18 protein-coding genes are annotated in these 18,076 nt (G+C 62.7%); 8 read left to right on the top strand and 10 right to left on the bottom strand.

Annotation, left to right across the window (positions count from 1 at the left end):
* The first annotated feature begins 90 nt into the window (after positions 1-90).
* Positions 91-981: a DMT family transporter gene (locus CWC48_RS24550; protein WP_100492454.1), complete on the top strand. Its 891-nt coding sequence runs from the start codon at positions 91-93 to the stop codon at positions 979-981.
* Here the strand turns inward: CWC48_RS24550 and CWC48_RS24545 are convergent.
* Entirely contained in the window at positions 978-1,544 is a 567-nt protein-coding gene (locus CWC48_RS24545) for a YceI family protein (RefSeq protein WP_223204456.1), read from the bottom strand. The two genes, CWC48_RS24550 and CWC48_RS24545, sit on opposite strands and share 4 nt — an antisense overlap.
* A 109-nt stretch (positions 1,545-1,653) precedes the next feature.
* Here CWC48_RS24545 and CWC48_RS24540 point away from each other — a divergent pair, with 109 nt between their 5' ends.
* The 3 genes from CWC48_RS24540 (at position 1,654) to CWC48_RS24530 (ending at position 3,493) form a co-directional block, all read left to right on the top strand.
* Positions 1,654-2,148 carry a PaaI family thioesterase gene (locus tag CWC48_RS24540; protein WP_100490531.1) on the top strand — a complete coding sequence of 165 codons (495 nt, stop codon included), beginning with the start codon at positions 1,654-1,656 and terminating at the stop codon, positions 2,146-2,148.
* A 44-nt stretch (positions 2,149-2,192) separates the two neighbouring features.
* A complete protein-coding gene (yghX, locus tag CWC48_RS24535) occupies positions 2,193-3,080 on the top strand; it encodes a YghX family hydrolase (protein WP_078048715.1) in 888 nt (295 codons plus the stop codon).
* A gap of 128 nt (positions 3,081-3,208) precedes the next feature.
* Positions 3,209-3,493 (top strand): hypothetical protein, encoded by a 285-nt coding sequence (locus CWC48_RS24530; protein ID WP_100490530.1) that lies wholly within the window; start codon positions 3,209-3,211, stop codon positions 3,491-3,493.
* Here CWC48_RS24530 and CWC48_RS24525 read toward each other — a convergent pair.
* Positions 3,483-4,358 (bottom strand): LysR family transcriptional regulator, encoded by an 876-nt coding sequence (locus tag CWC48_RS24525; protein ID WP_100492453.1) that lies wholly within the window; start codon positions 4,356-4,358, stop codon positions 3,483-3,485. The two genes, CWC48_RS24530 and CWC48_RS24525, sit on opposite strands and share 11 nt — an antisense overlap.
* A 131-nt stretch (positions 4,359-4,489) precedes the next feature.
* On the opposite strand from CWC48_RS24525, the gene ampC reads away from it, so the two are divergent.
* The gene (gene ampC / locus CWC48_RS24520) at positions 4,490-5,632 is read left to right on the top strand and encodes a class C beta-lactamase (RefSeq protein WP_100490529.1); all 1,143 of its coding nucleotides are present in this window, start codon (positions 4,490-4,492) and stop codon (positions 5,630-5,632) included.
* Positions 5,633-5,699: 67 nt separating this feature from the next.
* Here the strand turns inward: ampC and dctM are convergent, their stop codons facing one another.
* The 8 genes from dctM to CWC48_RS24480 all read right to left on the bottom strand — a co-directional run bounded on the left by dctM (position 5,700) and on the right by CWC48_RS24480 (position 14,524).
* Positions 5,700-6,980 carry a C4-dicarboxylate TRAP transporter large permease protein DctM gene (gene dctM / locus CWC48_RS24515; RefSeq protein ID WP_058424079.1) on the bottom strand — a complete coding sequence of 427 codons (1,281 nt, stop codon included), beginning with the start codon at positions 6,978-6,980 and terminating at the stop codon, positions 5,700-5,702.
* The gene (locus tag CWC48_RS24510; RefSeq protein ID WP_078048719.1) at positions 6,980-7,612 is read right to left on the bottom strand and encodes a TRAP transporter small permease; all 633 of its coding nucleotides are present in this window, start codon (positions 7,610-7,612) and stop codon (positions 6,980-6,982) included. Before CWC48_RS24510 ends, dctM begins: the two co-directional genes overlap by 1 nt.
* A 175-nt stretch (positions 7,613-7,787) precedes the next feature.
* Positions 7,788-8,771 carry a TRAP transporter substrate-binding protein gene (locus CWC48_RS24505; protein ID WP_078048720.1) on the bottom strand — a complete coding sequence of 328 codons (984 nt, stop codon included), beginning with the start codon at positions 8,769-8,771 and terminating at the stop codon, positions 7,788-7,790.
* Between the two features lie 239 nt (positions 8,772-9,010).
* Positions 9,011-9,826: a CoA ester lyase gene (locus CWC48_RS24500; RefSeq protein ID WP_099492257.1), complete on the bottom strand. Its 816-nt coding sequence runs from the start codon at positions 9,824-9,826 to the stop codon at positions 9,011-9,013.
* 123 nt (positions 9,827-9,949) lie between these two features.
* Positions 9,950-11,143, bottom strand: a complete 1,194-nt coding sequence (locus tag CWC48_RS24495) for a CaiB/BaiF CoA-transferase family protein (RefSeq protein ID WP_078048722.1) — start codon at positions 11,141-11,143, stop codon at positions 9,950-9,952.
* Positions 11,144-11,152: 9 nt separating this feature from the next.
* Complete coding sequence (locus tag CWC48_RS24490; protein WP_099492259.1) at positions 11,153-12,502, bottom strand: MmgE/PrpD family protein; 1,350 nt, start codon at positions 12,500-12,502, stop codon at positions 11,153-11,155.
* Between the two features lie 10 nt (positions 12,503-12,512).
* On the bottom strand, positions 12,513-13,676 hold the full coding sequence (locus tag CWC48_RS24485; RefSeq protein ID WP_078048724.1) for an acyl-CoA dehydrogenase family protein: 1,164 nt from the start codon (positions 13,674-13,676) through the stop codon (positions 12,513-12,515).
* A gap of 29 nt (positions 13,677-13,705) precedes the next feature.
* The gene (locus CWC48_RS24480) at positions 13,706-14,524 is read right to left on the bottom strand and encodes a MaoC family dehydratase N-terminal domain-containing protein (protein WP_100490528.1); all 819 of its coding nucleotides are present in this window, start codon (positions 14,522-14,524) and stop codon (positions 13,706-13,708) included.
* A 226-nt stretch (positions 14,525-14,750) separates the two neighbouring features.
* Here CWC48_RS24480 and CWC48_RS24475 point away from each other — a divergent pair, with 226 nt between their 5' ends.
* The 3 genes from CWC48_RS24475 (at position 14,751) to CWC48_RS24465 (ending at position 18,072) form a co-directional block, all read left to right on the top strand.
* Positions 14,751-15,641, top strand: a complete 891-nt coding sequence (locus CWC48_RS24475; RefSeq protein WP_078048726.1) for a LysR family transcriptional regulator — start codon at positions 14,751-14,753, stop codon at positions 15,639-15,641.
* 33 nt (positions 15,642-15,674) lie between these two features.
* Positions 15,675-16,163: a GFA family protein gene (locus tag CWC48_RS24470; RefSeq protein WP_100490527.1), complete on the top strand. Its 489-nt coding sequence runs from the start codon at positions 15,675-15,677 to the stop codon at positions 16,161-16,163.
* 94 nt (positions 16,164-16,257) lie between these two features.
* Positions 16,258-18,072 (top strand): serine hydrolase, encoded by a 1,815-nt coding sequence (locus CWC48_RS24465; RefSeq protein WP_099492263.1) that lies wholly within the window; start codon positions 16,258-16,260, stop codon positions 18,070-18,072.
* Positions 18,073-18,076: the final 4 nt, after the last annotated feature.

Here is an 18,076-nt window from a genome sequence, read left to right as displayed (position 1 = left end):
GGATGTATCCATGACAATTCTTTGATTGTCTTAATGCTCCCCCCTAGGATGGCTCGCATGCAACCCCCCCTCTTATTCGGGCACACCCTCATGGAACGTACCTCTCGCCTCAACACCCTGGACACTGGCACCCAAGGCTGGATCAACGGCTTTATCGGCGTGGTGATTTTCAGCGGCTCATTGCCGGCCACGCGCCTGGCGGTGATGGAATTCGACCCGGTGTTCCTGACCATGATCCGCGCCGCCATCGCGGCCGTTTTGGGGGGAGTGCTGCTGTGGCTGTTCAAGGAGAAACGCCCCGCACGCGCTCAGTGGATGTCGGTGGCGGTCGTCGCCCTTGGCGTGGTGATCGGCTTCCCGCTGCTCACCGCCCTGGCGTTGCAATACGTGACCTCGGCCCACTCCATCGTGTTTATCGGCTTGCTGCCACTGGCCACTGCGGTCTTTGGCGTGCTGCGCGGCGGCGAACGCCCACGCCCGGTGTTCTGGCTGTTCTCGGTGCTCGGCAGCGCGCTGGTGATGGGTTATGCCTTGGCCCAGGGCCTGAGCGCCGCGCCGGCCGGCGACGTGCTGATGCTGCTGGCGGTATTGGCCTGCGGCCTGGGTTATGCCGAAGGCGCCAAGCTGTCGCGCAGCCTCGGCGGCTGGCAGGTGATCTGTTGGGCGCTGGTGGTGTCGCTTCCCGTGGTGCTGCCCTTGAGCCTGGTGCTGGCGCCGAGAACCTTCACCGGCATCAGCCTGCCAGCCTGGCTGAGCCTGGGCTATGTGTCGCTGTTCAGCATGCTCATCGGCTTCGTGTTCTGGTACCGCGGCCTGGCCCAGGGTGGCATCGCCGCCGTCGGCCAGTTGCAGTTGCTGCAACCGTTTTTCGGCCTGGCGCTGGCGGCAGGCCTGCTGCATGAGCAGGTCAGCCTGGGCATGGTGCTGGTGACGGTCGCGGTGATCGGCTGCGTGGCCGGCGCGAAGAAGTTCGCCCGTTAACGCTGCGGCGCGACCATCTTGAACTTGATGTTGATGTCATTGGACACCACGCTGTTGCCGGCCCACTCGCCCTCGCCAATCTTGAAATCGCCGCGCTTGAGGATGAACTCACCGTCGAACACACCAATGCCGCCCTGTTCCTTGAGCACCACGTCAACGTCCACCGGGCGCGTGGTGCCCTTGATGGTCAGGTGGCCGCTGATCATGTAGCGGTTGTCCCCCAGGGCCTTGACGCCGGTGGATTCGTACACGCCCACCGGGTAGGTCGCGGTATCGAACCAGGACGCGCGCTGCAGTTCGTCGTTGGCGTCCGGGCTGCCGGCGTCGATGCTGGCGAGCTGGATCTTGAGCAACGCATGCCCGGCTTCCGGCTGCTGCGTGTCGAAGTTCAAGGTGCCCTCGAAGTCGCTGAAGGTGCCGTATACGCGCTGCCCCAATTGCTGGTAGGTAAAGCTGATCTGGCTGGCGGTGCGGTTGACGTCCTTGTACTCCACCGCTTGTGCGCTGGCGCCATAGGCAAGGATCAAGGCCAGTACCGCGACCGGGGACATTCGTCGTTTCATGCAGCGCTCCGCTAGAGGTAAGGACACAGGGCGACACCAGGGATTTATTCCCATCCGGCGCCTGTCCTGCTAAACAGAGTAGACGCACACGCACCTATAAGGACTCTGCATGCACGCCCCTTCACTCCAGGATATTACCGCGCCGGAAGGCATTTGCTACGGCTGCGGCGGCAGCAACCCCCACGGCTTGCATATCAAGAGCCGCTGGGACGCGGACGGCCTCCACCTCGTCGCCGAGCACCTGCCCGAAGCCCAATACAGCGGCTGGCCCGACCTGGTCTACGGCGGCCTGATCGCCATGTTGGTGGACTGCCATTCCAACTGGACCGCCATGGCCTACCACTACCGCGCCGAACAGCGCGAACCCGGCAGCCTGCCGCGCATCGACTGCGTCACCGGCAACCTGGGCATCAAATTCATCAAGCCGACGCCAATGGGCGTCACCCTTACCCTGCGCGCACGGGTCGAGGGCGATGTGGGGCGCAAGACCCGCGTGATCTGCGAGGTGTACGCCGGTGACGTGCTCACCGCAGTGGGTGATTCGATCTTCGTGCGTGTCGACACCGGTCAACTGGCCGCCGCCGCCCATGGCCGTGAGGGCTGATCCTGGTCTACATTGACTGCCACCGCTAATCGAGGACTGCACCGATGACTCGTCTGACCGCGAAAGACTTTGCCCCCGAACTGCTGGAACTCTATGACGGCTACGCCCACGGAAAGATCAACCGCCGCGAATTTCTCGACCGCGCGGCGCTGTTCACCTTTGGTGGCCTCACCGCCTCCGCCCTGCTGGCGGCGCTGAGCCCCAACTACGCGCTGGCCGAACAGGTGAAATTCACCGACCCGGACATCGTCGCCGACTACATCACCTACCCCTCGCCCACAGGCAACGGCACCGTGCGCGGCTACCTCGTGCGCCCGGCCAAGGCCACAGGCAAATTGCCCGCAGTGGTGGTGGTTCACGAAAACCGCGGCCTCAACCCTTATATCGAAGACGTCGCCCGACGCCTGGCCAAGGCCGGCTTCATCGCCCTGGCGCCCGACGGCCTGACCTCGGTCGGCGGCTACCCCGGCAACGATGAAAAAGGCGTGGAACTGCAGCAGAAGGTCGACCCGACCAAGCTGATGAACGACTTCTTCGCCGCCATCGAATGGCTGATGCACCACGACAGCAGCACCGGCAAAGTCGGCATCACCGGCTTCTGCTACGGCGGCGGCGTGACCAATGCGGCCGCCGTGGCATACCCGGAACTGGGCGCAGCGGTGTCGTTCTATGGCCGCCAGCCAGAGGCCAAGGATGTGGCGCGAATCAAGGCGCCGATCATGCTGCACTACGGTGAGTTGGACACGCGGATCAATGAAGGCTGGCCGGCTTACGAGAAGGCGTTGAAGGCAGCCGGCACTCCCTATGAAGCGTATATCTACAAGGGCGCCAACCACGGCTTCCATAATGATTCGACGCCGCGTTATGACGAAGCGGCGGCGAATCTGGCGTGGGAGAGGACGCTGGGATGGTTCCGCAAATACCTCGTCTAGGGCGGAGTGCGGCCCGGTCGGGTACTGGATCACAACCGGCTCGGTCGTACATGCATTTCGCAAATGTCTGCTTGCTCATCCAGCCACTGCCTTCATGCTCCACGTTTTTATAAAAGGAGCGCTTGAAAATGCCCTGTGAAACCTGCCAAAGGCTGGGTGAGTCTGTTACATGGCTTGACTTCGGAATTAAAATCACCCGTTTGCCCGTCATACCGTTGTGCCCGAAGGAGCAAGATCTCTATCGGTTTTTTGTCGAGAGTCACCTGGTATGGAAGGTGGACCATTTAGACGCCTACGGTCAGTTCTGGCTGTGCGTGCAATATGATGAACAGCGATATGAGCTGCTTGCACCGCTTCCGGGCACCTATGAAAAAATCCTCTGCGACCCGCCCTATCCGGTGCCTAGGCATTGACGGTGTCGCGCAACCAGCCCTTGAATGCCAACATCGCCGAGGTCTCAGCCCGCGATTGCAGGCGGGTCAGCCAGTAGCTGCCGGTGGTAATGCCGACATCGAACGGTTGGCGGATGACGTCGCTCTCCAGTTGCCGCGAGAACATCATCGCCGGTGCCAACGCTACGCCCATGCCTTGCAAGGCTGCCTCCATCATCGCCAACGAAGAATCGAACACGATGCTGCGTGGCACCAGGGTATCGGCGGGCAACCCGGCGGCCTGGAACCACAGGCTCCACTCATCGGCGCGGTAGGAGCGCAACAAGGTGTGCTTCAACAGGTCGGAGGGTGCCTGCAGTTGCTCGGCGAGTTGTGGCACGCAGAGCACCGTCAGCGGCGCCTCCAGCAGTTCGCAGGCGTCCGTGCCGTGCCAGGCACCTGCGCCAAAGCGGATCGCATAGTCCAGGCCCTCGGCGGCAACGTCGACGCGGTTGTTGTGGGTGGACAGGCGCAGGTCGATAAAGGGATAACGGCGTTGGAAGTCCGTCAGGCGCGGCAGCAACCAGCCGACCGCGAAGGTGCCGACCGCCCCCACGGTGAGGACCTCGCGGTAGTGCCCCCCCTCAAACTGGCCGAGGGTATGGGCGATGCGGTCGAAGGACTCACGCAACACCGGCAATAAGGTTTCCCCTTCGCGCGTCAGCATAAGGCCCCGTGGCAGGCGCTTGAATAATGTGAGATTAAGTTGCGCCTCCAGGCTTTTCACCTGGTGGCTGACCGCCGCCTGGGTCACGCACAACTCGATGGCCGCCCGGGTAAAGCTCAGGTGGCGGGCGGAAGCCTCGAATGCGCGCAGGGCATTGAGGGGCAAATGTGAACGCAGCATGCTCAACCCTAGATTTTCTAATGGCAGCTGCAAGATATCATCGTTTGTCGAGGGCGGTGAATCCCACTAGATTTGCGACGCCTGCGCAGGCTCAAATCGTCAGTGCACCCTCTACATGGAAGCGAGTCACCATGAACACCAGCGTACGAAATTTCCTGTTTTCAGCCCTTTTTATCGGCTCCGGAACCTGCATGGCCGCCACCGACCTGCGCAAGGTCGTGGACAGTAGCGTCGAGCACCTGATGCAGCAGCAAGGCATCGCCGGCCTGTCAGTAGCCGTCGTAGACAAAGGCAAGGTGCAATACTTTAACTACGGAATCGCCAACAAGGACAACCAGCAACCCGTTACCCAAGACACATTGTTCGAGATCGGCTCGGTCAGCAAAACCTTTACCGCCACCCTGGGCGGCTACGCCGAGGCCAATAACAAGCTGAAGCTTTCGGACAAGGCCAGCCAGCATCTTGCAGCACTCAAGGGCAGCGCCTTTGACCGCATCAGCCTGCTGCAACTCGCCACCTACACCCCCGGCGGCCTGCCATTGCAGTTCCCGGACGCCGCTGACAGTGCCAACACCATGCTCGGCTATTTTCAGTATTGGAAACCCACCTACGCTCCGGGTGAGCAGCGTCTTTACTCCAACCCGAGCATTGGTCTGTTCGGCTACCTCAGCGCACAAAGCCTGGGCCAGCCGTTCCACAAGGCCATGGAAAAAACCCTGCTGCCCAAGTTGGGCCTGAACAACACCTACGTCAGCGTGCCTGCCGACAAAGCCGGCGCCTACGCCCAAGGCTATGACAAGGACCACAAACCTGTCCGCGTCGGCCCTGGCGCGCTGGACAGTGAGGCCTACGGCATCAAGACCAGTACTCAGGACCTGGCGCACTACGTGATAGTGAACATGCACCCACAAACCCTGGAGAAACCGCTGCAACAGGCCATCGCTACCACACACACCGGTTACTACAGGGTCAACGGTATGACCCAGGGCCTGGGCTGGGAGTACTACCCTTACCCGATCAAGCTGCAAGCGCTGATAGAGGGCAACTCCACGCCAATGGCAATGGAGCCGCACAAGGTGAAGTGGCTGAGTCCAGCCCAGGTGCAACCGGCAAACGTGCTGTACAACAAAACCGGCTCGACCCGTGGCTTTGGTGCCTACGTGGCGTACGTGCCAAGCAAGGATATCGGCGTGGTGATTCTAGCCAACAAGAACTACCCGAACGCGGAACGAGTGAAAGTGGCCCATGCGATCTTGAGTGCGTTGGACCACTAAGCACAGGCACAGATCAAATGTGGGAGCCGGGCTTGCCCGGCTCCCACAGGGTGTTGCAGGGTTGCAACTACATGCCGAGCCAGTGCGGCAGCGCCAGGGAGATAAACGGCAGGTAGGTGACCATGATCAGGAACACCAACAGAATCATCAGCCACGGCAGCGCCGCCCGAATGGTCTGCCCCAGCGTCAACCCGGTCACCGCCGAGGTCACGAACAGGTTCAATCCTACTGGCGGATGCACCAGGCCGATCTCCATGTTCACGACCATCACGATCCCCAGGTGAATCGGGTCGATGCCCAGTTTCATCGCAATCGGGAAGAAGATCGGCGCCAGGATCAACACGATGGCGGACGGTTCCATGAAGCTCCCCGCCACCAGCAGCACCACGTTGACCATGATCAGGAAACCAATCGGCGTCAGCCCTTCAGAGATCACCCACGCGGTGATTTCCTGGGGGATTTGCTCGGTGGTCAGCACATGGGCAAAGAGCATGGCGTTGGCGATGATAAACATCAGCATGATCGCCAGGCGCCCGGACTCCAGCAGCACCTTGGGGCAATCGCGCAGCTTCATGTCCTTGTAGACGAACAGCGCGACAAACGCCGAGTACACCGCCGCCACCGCTGCCGCTTCGGTCGGGGTGAACATGCCGCTGTAGATGCCGCCGAGGATGATCACCAGCAATAACAGGCCCCAGAAGGCGCGGCGTGCGCAGGTCAGCCACTCGCGAAAGGTCGCCCGTGGCTGGGCCGGCAGCTTCTTGATGCGCGCGACGATGTAGATCGCGATCATCAACATCAGCCCCAGCAGCAAGCCCGGAATCACGCCGGCCATGAACAGCTTGCCCACCGACGTTTCCGTCGCGGCCGAGTACACCACCATCACAATCGACGGCGGAATCAGGATGCCCAGCGTACCCGCGTTACAGATGATTCCGGCGCCGAATTCCTTCGGGTAACCGGAACGCACCATGCCCGCCACGGCAATCGAGCCCACCGCCGCCACCGTCGCCGGTGACGACCCCGACAATGCCGCAAACAGCATGCACGCCAGCACCGCCGCAATCGCCAGGCCACCGCGAATATGCCCGACACAGGCGTTGGCGAAGTCGATCAGGCGTTGCGCCACGCCACCGGTGGTCATGAACGCGCCGGACAGCAGGAAAAACGGAATCGCCAAAAAGGTGTAGGCGTCAGAGGTCTCGAACAGCTTGATCGCCAGGGAGCTCACCGAGTCCTGGCTGAACATCAGGATCGACACCGCGCCGGACAGGCCCAGGGAAATCGCGATGGGCACGCCCAGGAACATAAACACGAATAACAGCAAAAACAGACAGAGCACGGCCATCAGTGACGCTCCTCATGGCTGCCGGCCAACTTGCTGGCCTCACCGGCCTCGTCGGCCAGCCCCAACCCGACCTGACGGTGGGTAAAGATGCGGTAGAAAATTTCCAGGTAGCGGATAAACACCATGGCGAAACCGATGGGCACGATGATCACGATATCGCCCACATCAACGCCGTACTGGTCGAGGTCTTCGGCGCCGATATGCGCGCCCATCACCGCACTCACCCACTTGTAGCTGGCGACCATGAACAGCCCGGCGTAGGCCAGGCAGCACAGGCACGCGAGCATGCCGAGCACGCGCTGCACCGGGCGCTTGGTCAGCTTGACCAGTGCGTCCACGCCAAGGTGGCCGGCGGTGCGCACACCGTAGGAAATACCGAAGAAAATCAGCCAACCGAACATGGCCTTGGTCAGCGCCACGCTCCAGGTCATGTCCTGGGCCCAGGTCATGGTGTGATCGCCCAGGGCATTGAAGAAGTTGCTGCTGAAGGCCCACTTGTCGGCCAGGGCAAAGAACAGCGTGTAGATGTTGTTGAGCATGACGTAGACGAATGTCACCAGGGTCATGGCGGCCAGCAGGAAGGCGATAAAACCTTCCTCCAGGTGCTCCCAGACGCGCCTTAGCGTTTGCATGGCAAAACCTCGCGAAACTGGACGGGGGTATTCACAACAAGTCACTGACGAAACCGGATCAATGTGGGAGCTGGCTTGCCTGCGATGCGGGCAACTCGGTCTTTCAGCAACACCGAGGTGGTGCCATCGCGGGCAAGCCCGCTCCCACAGGCGTCGGGTTTGTTTCAGCAATCAATTACTGGTTGGAGGCGTCTGCCGCCTTGATCAGGTCAGCGCCGATTTCGCCCTCGAACTTCTGCCAAACCGGGCGCATGGCTTCGCGCCACAGCTGGCGTTGCTCCGGGGTCAGTTCGATGATTTCGCTGGTCTTGGCGTCGACGATCTTCTGCTTGGCCGACTGGTTCAGCGCCTCGGCCTGTTTGTTCACCTCGACGGTGACCTCGACCATGATCTGGTCCAGGGTGGTGCGGATATCCGGTGGCAGGCCGTTCCAGAACTTGGCGTTGGTGATCACCATGTAGTCGATCAGGCCATGGTTGGACTCGGTGAAGTACTTCTGCACCTCGTTGACCTTCTGGCTTTCATAGTTCGACCAAGTGTTCTCGGTGCCGTTGACGGTGCCGGTCTGCAGGCCTTGGTAGACCTCGGCAAAGCTCATCTTGCGTGGGTTGGCGCGGATCGCCTTGAACTGCTCTTCGAGCACGCTGGAAGCCTGCACGCGGAACTTCAGGCCACGGGCGTCCTTGGGTTCATGCAGTGCCTTGTTCGACGAGAGTTGCTTGAGGCCGTTGTGCCAATAGGCCAGGCCAAGGATGTTCTTGTCCTGCATCGACGTCAGCAGGTCTTTGCCCTGGGCGGCCTGGAAGCGGTCGACGGCGGCCAGGTCGTTGAACAGGAACGGCAGGTCATAGATCTGCACTTGCTTGGTGTATTGCTCGAACTTGGCCAGGGACGGTGCCAGCATCTGCACATCGCCCAGCAGCAGCGCTTCCATTTCCTTGCCGTCGCCGAACAGCGACGAGTTCGGGTACACCTCGACCTTGACCTTGCCCGGCAGGCGTTCCTCGGCGAGCTTCTTGAACAGCAGCGCGCCCTGGCCCTTGGGGGTGTTTTCGGCGACGACGTGGGCGAACTTGATGACAATCGGGTCCGCCGCCTGGGCCAGGCCTGCGGCAAATAAGGTGGCGGCGCACAGCAGCGCCCGTGAAAACTTGAGCATGGAAAATCACCTTCTTATTGTTGTGTTGTAGGGCAAGGTGCCTGATGTCGCGCGTGTAGTGAATTTCGATTTTTTGATACCTGCGTTCGGTCTGGACGAACGCCAATCTGAGCTACAACAGCGGTCCAATGTGGGAGCGGGCTTGCTCGCGAATGCGGAGCGTCAGTCAATTTATAGGTACCTGATAGACCGCATTCGCGAGCAAGCCCGCTCCCCCATTCTTAATTCGGTTTCTCCAGCTAGATAGAGGCGGCCAACAGCCGCTGTGCGCGCAGCAACACCGGCGCATCCACCATCTGCCCATCGATCTGGTAGGCCCCTGCCCCATGGGCGCCGGCGTCTACCACGCGTTGGGCCCAGGCCAGGTCCGCAGCGCTCGGCGCCAGCGCTTCATGGATCACCGCCACCTGCTTGGGATGGATACACAGGGCCCCCGCAAAGCCCATTTCATAGGCATGCCGGATCGAACGGCGCAGGCCCTCGGGGTCGTCGATGGCCGGGTGTACGCCGTCCAAGGGTGCGACCAGGCCCGCCGCGCGGGAATGCACGATCAGCGCCAGGCGCGCCTGGTCCAGGGCGAACTGGGCGGCCGGGGAGTTGCTGCTCAGGTTCAGGTCCAGCGCCAGGTCCAGCCCACCGAACGACAGGCGCTGCACCTGCGGCGCCTGGGCGATTTCGGCCACGGCCAACAAGCCGCGCGCGCTTTCGATGATCGGCCAGATCACTTTGCCACTAGCCGCCACCAACGCGACCTGGGCCGCGCTCTCGACCTTGGGCAGCAATACCCCCGCTACGTTCGAGTGGGCTTTGCAGAACGCCACATCCGCGAAATGCTCGGCATGCTCCGGCGCATTGATGCGCACCCACACCTGGGCGCTGGGGTTGGCCGTCAGGAACGCGCCAAGGTTGTCCCGCGCCTGGCGCTTGAGCGGTTCTTCGACCGCGTCTTCAAAATCCACGATCACTGCGTCGGCGCCACTGGCCAAGGCTTTGGAGAATCGCTCCGGTCGGCTACCGGGCACAAACAGCGCAGAGCGCACAAGAGGGTTTGGCATCACACAATTCCTTATTGTCACACCCGATGCAGGAGCTGGCTTGCCAGCGATGAGGCCCTTGAAATCAGTGCATGCTCAAGGCCGCCATCGCCGGCAAGCCGGTTCCTACAACGGGGTGCGGGGTCAGATAACGCCGCGGGTTTTCAGGTTCTCGATGGCTTCGGCGCTGAAGCCGAGACGGTCGAGAATGGCTTGGCTGTGCTGCCCCAACGCGGGCACGGCGTCCATGCGCGGGGTAAAGGCGGCATTGCGGGCCGGTGGCAGCAGTGACGGCAACGGCCCCGCCGGGCTATCGACTTCGCGCCAGCTGTCGCGGGCCTTGAGTTGCGGGTGGTCCCACACGCCGTGCATATCGTTGACACGCGCACTGGCGATCTGTGCGTCCTCCAGGCGCTGGATCACCGCTTCGGCGTCAAGCTGGGCAAAGCTGTCGACGATGATCTGGCGCAGCACCTCGCGGTTGGCCGAGCGTTTGAAGTTGGCGGAGAAACGCTCATCCGTCGCCAATGCCGGCGTGAGCAGCACCTTGTCGCAGAATGCCGCCCACTCGCGCTCGTTTTGCAGGCCCAGCATCACCGTGCCGCCGTCGCCGGTTGGAAACGGCCCATAGGGATAAATCGTCGAATGCGCAGCCCCGGCACGCGGTGGCTGGGGGGCGCCGTCGAACGCGTAGTACATCGGGTAGCCCATCCACTCCACCAGGCTTTCCAGCATGCTCACGTCGATGCGGCTGCCCTTGCCCGTCTTGCCACGCAACAGCAGCGCCGAGAGGATGCCGCTGTAGGCGTACATGCCCGCCGAGATGTCGGCGATGGAACAACCGGCCTTGGCCATCTGGTCTTCGCCGGGGCCGCCGGTCACCGAGAGAAAACCGCCCTCGCTCTGGATCAGCAGGTCGTAGGCCTTCTTTTTCTCGTAGGGCCCGCCTTCGCCGTAACCGGAGATATCGCAGACGATCAGGCGCGGAAAGCGCGCATGCAACGCCTCGAACGACAGGCCCATGCGGGCCGCGGCACCCGGCGCCAGGTTCTGCACCAGCACATCGGCGTCCGCCAGCAGGGTGTCGAGAATATCGCCCGCCGCGTCTTGCTTGAGGTCAAGCGTGAGGCTTTCCTTGGAGCGGTTGGTCCACACGAAATGCGAAGCAAGGCCGCGCACGCGCTCGTCGTAGCCACGGGCAAAGTCGCCGGCACCCGGGCGCTCGACCTTGATCACACGGGCGCCCAGGTCCGCCAACTGACGGGTGCAGAATGGCGCGGCAATCGCGTGTTCCAGGCTGACAACGGTGATGCCGTCCAACGGTCGTTGATGAGTCATGACAGTTCCTCAAAGCCAGCCGGTCATGGACGCGGCGTTGCGCAAGTCCCAGACCTTTTCGATCAATCCTTCGGCCTGGGCCGAGGTGCGTGCGCCGCTGAACCGGGTGAGACGCTGGAATTTATCCGCCAATTCTTCGCGGCTCAGGGTGTTGCCCGGATCGCCCTTGGGCTCGTCGATGGCGCCGTGCAGCGTGCGGCCATCGAGGGTGGTGACGGTGACGCGGCCAAGCCAGCGTTGTGGGTAGGCGCGGTCAACGTCGGGGTCGAGGGTCATGCTGACCTTGTCGCGAAAGCGCGAGACGGCCGGGTCGGTCAGTGCCTGCTCATGAAATTCCGTGAGTCCGGCCTTGCCATGCACAGCGATCAGGCCCAGCACCGTGCCCATGGAAAATTTGGCCTGGTGCACACTGGTCGGCACGGTCACCCGCCCCAGCACATCGATGGCGCCCTGGTGCACGCGCGTTTCCACCTGGGCGATGTCGGCAGCGGCAAGGCCTTCGCGTTGCATCAGATCCAACAACGCATCGGCGGCAGGATGGGTGTGGCGGCACGAAGCGTGGAACTTGAATGAGGTTTCCAGCAGCGCCCAGCGGCTGCCGAGGTCGGCAGACAACCGGCTCGGCTCGGCATCACTGGACATGCCTGCCGCCAAGCCCTGGTCGCCTTCAAGGATATTGCGCGCGCCGGTCAGCCCATCCGCCGTCAGGTAAGCGGCGAGCAAACCATCTGCTGCGGCCTTGGCCGTGTGCAGTTGCTTGGAGTCGGCGGCGTCGCGCAAGAACTCCCACAGCCCGGCGGCCTGGGTGCCGGCGCTGCCGAGCAGGTTGATGAACTGCTCTTCGTTGAAATCCAGCAACTTGCCCACGGCAACCGCCGCCGCCAACGTGCCAACGGTCGCGGTGGTGTGAAAGATGCGGTAGTGGGAGCGGCCCATGAATTCGCCGATACGGATACCGGCCTCATAGCCGGCCACCGAAGCCAGCAGCAAATCGCGACCGGATCTGCCGAGGTCCTGAGCCGCCGCCAGCGCCGCTGGAAACACCACGGTCGCCGGGTGCAATACGGAGCTGTTGTGCAGGTCATCCTGCTCCACCAAGTGGGACGAAGCGCCGTTGACCAGCGCGGCAAAATACGCGCTGGTGCTGGCGCCATTGACGATCACCTGCGCTGGGCCGCTGCTCGGGCCCATCTTCTGTGCATAGCGTTCGAACAATGGAATCGGGTGCGCGCCTTGGCTCGCCAGCGCCGACGCCAGCCAATCCAGATACAGGTCTTCGGTGCGCGCCAGCACCTCTTCAGGCAGTTGCGTGTCGTTCAACTCGGCAAGGAACCGACACAAGGCTTGGGTATGGCTCATGGTCGCGCCCTCAGAAGCTGCGTGGCAGTTCGAGCAAATGCTCGGCCACGTAGGACAGGATCAGGTTGGTGGAGATCGGCGCCACTTGGTACAGGCGCGTCTCGCGGAATTTGCGCTCCACGTCATATTCACAGGCAAACCCGAAGCCGCCGTGGGTTTGCAGGCAGGCATTGGCCGCCTCCCAGGACGCCTTGGCGGCCAGGTATTTGGCCATGTTCGCGCTCGCGCCGGCATTCTTGCCGCTGTCGTATTCCTCGCAGGCGCGCCAGCGCATCAGGTCCGCCGCCTCGATCTCGATATGCGCTTCGGCAATCGGGAACTGCACGCCCTGGTTCTGCCCGATGGGCCGGCCAAACACCACGCGGTCGCGGGCATAGGCGCTGGCCTTTTCAATGAACCAGCGACCGTCGCCGATGCATTCAGCGGCGATCAGCGTGCGTTCGGCGTTGAGGCCATCGAGGATATATTTGAAGCCCTTGCCTTCCTCGCCGATCAGGCTGTCCAACGGCAACTCCAGATTGTCGAAGAACAGCTCGTTGGTCTCGTGGTTGACCATGTTGGCGATGGGCTGCACGGTCAGGCCGTTGCCGATGGCTTCGCGCAGGTCCACCAGGAAAATCGACATGCCTTCGGACTTTTTCTTCACCTCGGCCAGTGGCGTGGTGCGCGCCAGCAGGATCATCAGGTCGGAATGCTGCACCCGCGAGATCCAGACTTTCTGGCCGTTGATCACGTATTTGTCGCCACGTTTGATCGCGGTGGTCTTGATCTTGGTGGTGTCGGTGCCGGTGGTGGGCTCGGTCACGCCCATGGACTGCAGGCGCAATTCGCCGCTGGCGAGCTTGGGCAGGTAGAAGCTTTTTTGCGCTTCGCTGCCATGGCGCAGCAAGGTGAACATGTTGTACATCTGGCCGTGCACGGTGCCGGAGTTGCCGCCGCAACGGTTCACTTCTTCGAGGATCACCGAGGCCTCGGCCAGGCCCAGGCCGGAACCGCCGTACGCTTCGGGGATCATCGCCGACAGCCAGCCAGCGTCAGTCAGCGCCTTGACGAAGGCTTCGGGAAAGCCTTTCTCTTCATCGATCTTGCGCCAGTAGGCTGCATCGAATTCTGCGCACAAGGCGCGCACGCCTTCGCGGATGGCATTGAGTTCTTCATTGTCATTGGGGTTCATGTAACGGCTCTCCGCCTGTTGTTCTTGGATTATTCGAAATGCACGTGGGCTTGCTGCGCCAGGCCATCGGCGTTGCCGGCCCACAGCTGTGCCACACCGGCTTCGGTCACGCGGCCGCCCACTTCAAAGGGTTGCGGCGCAATCAACGGGCGCACGCCGCGGTAGGCGAAACGGCGCAAGGTGGCGTCGGGGTGGGCACGGCAAAATGCGCGCAGGCTCAGAGTGGCGATCAGCGGGCCGTGCACCACCAGGCCTGAATAGCCTTCGGTGCCGGTCACATAGGGGTAGTCGTAGTGAATGCGGTGACCGTTGAACGTCACGGCGCTGTAGCGAAACAGCAGGGTTGACGTGGGTTCCACCGTTTCTCGCCATTCGCCCGGCTCCAGCGCCTCACCACTGCCTGGCTTGGGCGGTGTGGGTTCGCGGTAGACGATGTCCTGTTCTTCACGGATCGCCAGGCGGCCCTCCTGGGAGTAGTCGTGGCGCACGGTGACGAACAGCAGCGAGCCGGTGCGTCCGGTCTTTTCTTCCACTTGGGTGATGGTCGACACGCGGGTTGCCGCCTCACCGGCACGCAGCGCATGAATGAACTCAATACGCCCGCCGGCCCACATGCGATTGCGGTTGTCGGCCGGCGGCAGGAAACCGCCACGGGCCGGGTGACCGTCGGTGCCCAGGGCGGCTTCCGGCAGCGGGTCCTGGAAGAAACACCACTGCCACAGCGGCGGTATAGCCGCGCCATCCGCGGGCACTGCCTCGCCGAAGGTGGCGGCGATGCGTTTGAGCAGGTTATGGCTGAGGTGGTCGTGGGCGGTCTCGCTTCGGCCGATCCAATCGGTGGCGCTCATCGGGTGCAGGTCCTCGGGCAGTGAGTGTCTGCCCCGGATCATGCAAGCGCGTGCCCGTTCTGAGAATTTGCATTTCAATAAACCAGCGTTCGGTTATGCTGAACGCCGTCCTCTATTACAACCCTATTCCCTGGAGCTGGGTTGCCCGCGATAGCGGTGTGTCAAGATGACCGCTATCGCCGGCAAGCCGGCTCCCACAGGTCTTAAGAACGTCTGGGAGTCTTGCATGCACTTCGATCTGGCCGACCTGCGCCTGTTTATCCATATCGCCGAATCCCCCAGCCTGACCCAGGGCGCCAAGCGCGCGTTCCTCTCGCCGGCCGCCGCCAGTGCGCGAATCAAGGCCCTCGAAGGCCAGCTCGACACGCGCCTGCTGTACCGCGACAGCCGTGGCGTGGAAATCACCCCGGCCGGCGAGCGCTTGCTGCACCATGCGCGGCTGATCATGCGCCAGGTCGACTACCTAAAGAGCGAATTCACCCAGTACGGCGTGGACTCGGCCGGGCACATCCGCATCTTCGCCAACACCACGGCGGTCACCGAATTCTTGCCCGAAGTGCTGGCGGGGTTCCTGTCGCAACGTCCCGGCGTGACCGTCGACCTGCAGGAGCGCCTGTCCCGCGACATCGTACGCGGCGTGCTCGATGGCACCAGCGACATGGGCATTATTGCCGGGCCTGTGGAAGCGGCGGGTTTGCAGGTGCTGCATTTCAGCACGGATGAATTGGTGTTGATGGTGCCGGTCGGCCACCCGCTGGCGGAGCAAGCCTCGGTGACCCTGGAACAGACCCTCGCCTACCAGCATATCGGCCTGCATGAAGGCAGCACCTTGCTGAGCTTCTTGCGCGAACACGTCGAGCGGCTGGGCAAGCATTTGTCGCTGCGTATCCAGGTCTCGAGCTTCGAGGCGATCTGCCGGATGGTCGAGGCCGGCGTGGGCATTGGCATCATTCCGGAGTCCGCCGCTGTGCGCCACAGCCGCACCATGCAATTGGTCGCGGTGAAGCTTGACGAGCCCTGGGCGATTCGCGAACGCAGCATCCTGGTGCGGGAGCTGGAGGCGTTGCCCGGCACCATTCGTGCGTTGATCGCCACGTTGATGCCGCAAAGCGCCTAAGCTGATCAGTCACCTTACCAAAGGAGTCAGCCCATGCAGCTTGAAGGTTCCTGCCATTGCGGCGCCGTGACGTTCAGCCTCGACAGCGCCCACCCCTACCCGTACCAGCGTTGCTACTGCTCGATCTGTCGCAAGACCCAGGGCGGTGGCGGTTATGCGATCAACCTCGCCGGCGATACCCAAAGCCTGAAGGTGCGCGGGCGCAAACTCATTTCGATCTACCACGCCAGGCTCAAGCCCGAAGGCGCCAGCCGTGCCCATGCAAGCACTGCCGAACGGCACTTCTGTTCGCAATGCGGCAGCGCCTTGTGGTTGTTCAGCCCGGAGTGGCCGGAGTTGATCCACCCGTTTGCCTCGGCCATCGACACGCCGTTGCCGGTGCCGCCGGAGCATACGCACCTGATGCTGGGGTCGAAGGCGCCGTGGGTGGAGGTCACGGTGCGCAAGGGTGACCTGCAGTTCGAGGAGTACCCTGAAGAGTCTATCGCCCAATGGCATGAACGTAACGGCCTGAGCCGTTAACAGTCTTTGACAGTTTCTCGACAAAGCTGCCAAAGACCGCTGGGCGTTGCGCCCCTAGCATTCGAGCATCCAAACCACCTGCCGGGTGCTCTTCATGCTTCGCACATTGCGCGGTATTCCGTTGCTCGGTTGCCTGTTGGGCAGCCTTGGCTGCCACGGGCAACCCCCTGCCCCGCCGCCGATCCCCAAGGGCGACTACAGCGCGATCATCCGCTACCTGCAAACCCGGATTCCCCGCGACATGGCCCAGGCCAATGTGCCCGGTTTGTCGATTGCCCTGGTCAACGGCCAGGAGTTGATCTGGGCCCGTGGGTTCGGCATGGCCGACAAAGCCCTGGGCCTGCCGGTAACGCCGAACACCGCCTTCCGTGCCGGTGCGATCTCCAAGCTGCTCACCGCCAGCGCTGCCCTGCAACTGGTTGAACAGCAGCGGCTGGCACTGGATGCCCCGATCCAGCAGACCTTGCGCGAGTTCTATGTGCGCTCGCGCTTCCACACCGACCAGCAGGCCGCTGACCGTGACATCACCTTGCGGCGCCTGCTCAGCCATCAATCCGGCTTGCCCAGTGAACACCTGCGCGACCTGCGCAACAGCTTCGCCATGGGGCAGATGCCCATGCGCGTGTCCGGCGTTTGGCTGAGCACACCGCCTGGCACGCAGGTGGCGTATTCCAACCTGGGTTATGCGCTGGTGGGCGCAGCTATCGAGCGCAGCAGTGGCAAGGACTTTGAAACCCAGTTGCAACACAGTTTGCTCAAGCCACTGGAGATGCACCACACGAGTTTTGTCGGCACCGCCGCGCAAGTAGGCTATCGCGCCCAGGGCTATCAGGAGGGCATCGCCAGCACCGATGCACAGGTGCGCGACCTGGCCGCCGGTGGCGCGTGGGCCAGCCCCAAGGACCTCAGCCATTACGTGCAGATGCTGTTCGGCGAAGGCCTGTACAAGGGCGATCGGGTGATGGCCCGTCGTTCCATCGATGAAATGTTCACCCAGCAGAACACCGGCAACGCCCTCGACTTCGATTGCCAGATCGGCCTGGCGTGGTTCCTGGCGCCGTGCGGTGACGAGCCGATCGGCCCTGGGATTCGTACCTACCAGCACAGCGGCGGCGGCGATGACTTTGCCGCGCAACTGACCCTGCTGCCCGACCAGCAACTGGCGGTGATCATCATGGCCAACGACAGCAATGCCGAAGACCTGGTCGCCACACTGGCCACCGACACCCTGCGCCTAATGCTCCAGGCCCACACCGGCGAGCCCGTGTGCAGCGACGACTGCCAGGCGCCCCGCCATGGGCTCAAGTTGCGCCAGGTGCCGGCCGCCATCGACCGCCAGCGCCTGGCCGGGTTCTACGCGACTGCCTGGGGCGTGTTCCGCATTCGCGATGACGCCAATCGGCTGCACGGCGAACTCGCCGGCTATGACTTCGAGCTACTGCGTGACGATCACGGCTGGCTGCGTGCGCAAAAAAAGGTCCTGGGTTTCTGGCTCAAGGACCTCGGTGAACTCGGCCGCATACAACTCGACGTGATCACCGTGCAAGGCCGGCAGATGCTCACCGCGCGCAGCCACGGGCAGCGCATCGCCATCGGTGAACGCATCCAGCCACCGCCGCTGCCCATGGCCTGGGCCGACACCGTCGGCACTTACCAAGTGCTCAACACCCATGAACCCGACGCGCCGTTGAGCGGCATCAGCGTGCGCCTGGAAGACGGCTTCCTGGTGATCCGCGGCCAACTGCATGACGAACCGCTGACCGACTACATCCTGCTGCCCGTGGACAATGCCCACGCCGTACTCGCCGGCAACGGCTATGGCCTGGGCGACACCGTCAGCCGCCAAGTCAACGGCCTGAGCGCCTCGGGCTACTCCTTCAAACGCACCCATCCACCCCTGAGTTTCTAACCCC

Origin of the sequence: Pseudomonas sp. S10E 269 (assembly GCF_002798465.1) — a bacterium.
In the GTDB taxonomy this organism is placed as follows: Bacteria; Pseudomonadota; Gammaproteobacteria; order Pseudomonadales; family Pseudomonadaceae; genus Aquipseudomonas; species Aquipseudomonas pergaminensis.
Note: the sequence above shows the minus strand (reverse complement) of the source record. Positions and strands in the feature narration are given on the sequence as shown.

What these genes read in the sequence shown, in the direction of transcription:
- CWC48_RS24550 (WP_100492454.1), top strand. Translation starts at nt 91, where the DNA reads ATGGAACGTACCTCTCGCCTCAACACCCTGGACACTGGCACCCAAGGC.
- CWC48_RS24545 (WP_223204456.1), bottom strand. Translation starts at nt 1,544, where the DNA reads ATGAAACGACGAATGTCCCCGGTCGCGGTACTGGCCTTGATCCTTGCC.
- CWC48_RS24540 (WP_100490531.1), top strand. Translation starts at nt 1,654, where the DNA reads ATGCACGCCCCTTCACTCCAGGATATTACCGCGCCGGAAGGCATTTGC.
- yghX (WP_078048715.1), top strand. Translation starts at nt 2,193, where the DNA reads ATGACTCGTCTGACCGCGAAAGACTTTGCCCCCGAACTGCTGGAACTC.
- CWC48_RS24530 (WP_100490530.1), top strand. Translation starts at nt 3,209, where the DNA reads ATGCCCTGTGAAACCTGCCAAAGGCTGGGTGAGTCTGTTACATGGCTT.
- CWC48_RS24525 (WP_100492453.1), bottom strand. Translation starts at nt 4,358, where the DNA reads ATGCTGCGTTCACATTTGCCCCTCAATGCCCTGCGCGCATTCGAGGCT.
- ampC (WP_100490529.1), top strand. Translation starts at nt 4,490, where the DNA reads ATGAACACCAGCGTACGAAATTTCCTGTTTTCAGCCCTTTTTATCGGC.
- dctM (WP_058424079.1), bottom strand. Translation starts at nt 6,980, where the DNA reads ATGGCCGTGCTCTGTCTGTTTTTGCTGTTATTCGTGTTTATGTTCCTG.
- CWC48_RS24510 (WP_078048719.1), bottom strand. Translation starts at nt 7,612, where the DNA reads ATGCAAACGCTAAGGCGCGTCTGGGAGCACCTGGAGGAAGGTTTTATC.
- CWC48_RS24505 (WP_078048720.1), bottom strand. Translation starts at nt 8,771, where the DNA reads ATGCTCAAGTTTTCACGGGCGCTGCTGTGCGCCGCCACCTTATTTGCC.
- CWC48_RS24500 (WP_099492257.1), bottom strand. Translation starts at nt 9,826, where the DNA reads ATGCCAAACCCTCTTGTGCGCTCTGCGCTGTTTGTGCCCGGTAGCCGA.
- CWC48_RS24495 (WP_078048722.1), bottom strand. Translation starts at nt 11,143, where the DNA reads ATGACTCATCAACGACCGTTGGACGGCATCACCGTTGTCAGCCTGGAA.
- CWC48_RS24490 (WP_099492259.1), bottom strand. Translation starts at nt 12,502, where the DNA reads ATGAGCCATACCCAAGCCTTGTGTCGGTTCCTTGCCGAGTTGAACGAC.
- CWC48_RS24485 (WP_078048724.1), bottom strand. Translation starts at nt 13,676, where the DNA reads ATGAACCCCAATGACAATGAAGAACTCAATGCCATCCGCGAAGGCGTG.
- CWC48_RS24480 (WP_100490528.1), bottom strand. Translation starts at nt 14,524, where the DNA reads ATGAGCGCCACCGATTGGATCGGCCGAAGCGAGACCGCCCACGACCAC.
- CWC48_RS24475 (WP_078048726.1), top strand. Translation starts at nt 14,751, where the DNA reads ATGCACTTCGATCTGGCCGACCTGCGCCTGTTTATCCATATCGCCGAA.
- CWC48_RS24470 (WP_100490527.1), top strand. Translation starts at nt 15,675, where the DNA reads ATGCAGCTTGAAGGTTCCTGCCATTGCGGCGCCGTGACGTTCAGCCTC.
- CWC48_RS24465 (WP_099492263.1), top strand. Translation starts at nt 16,258, where the DNA reads ATGCTTCGCACATTGCGCGGTATTCCGTTGCTCGGTTGCCTGTTGGGC.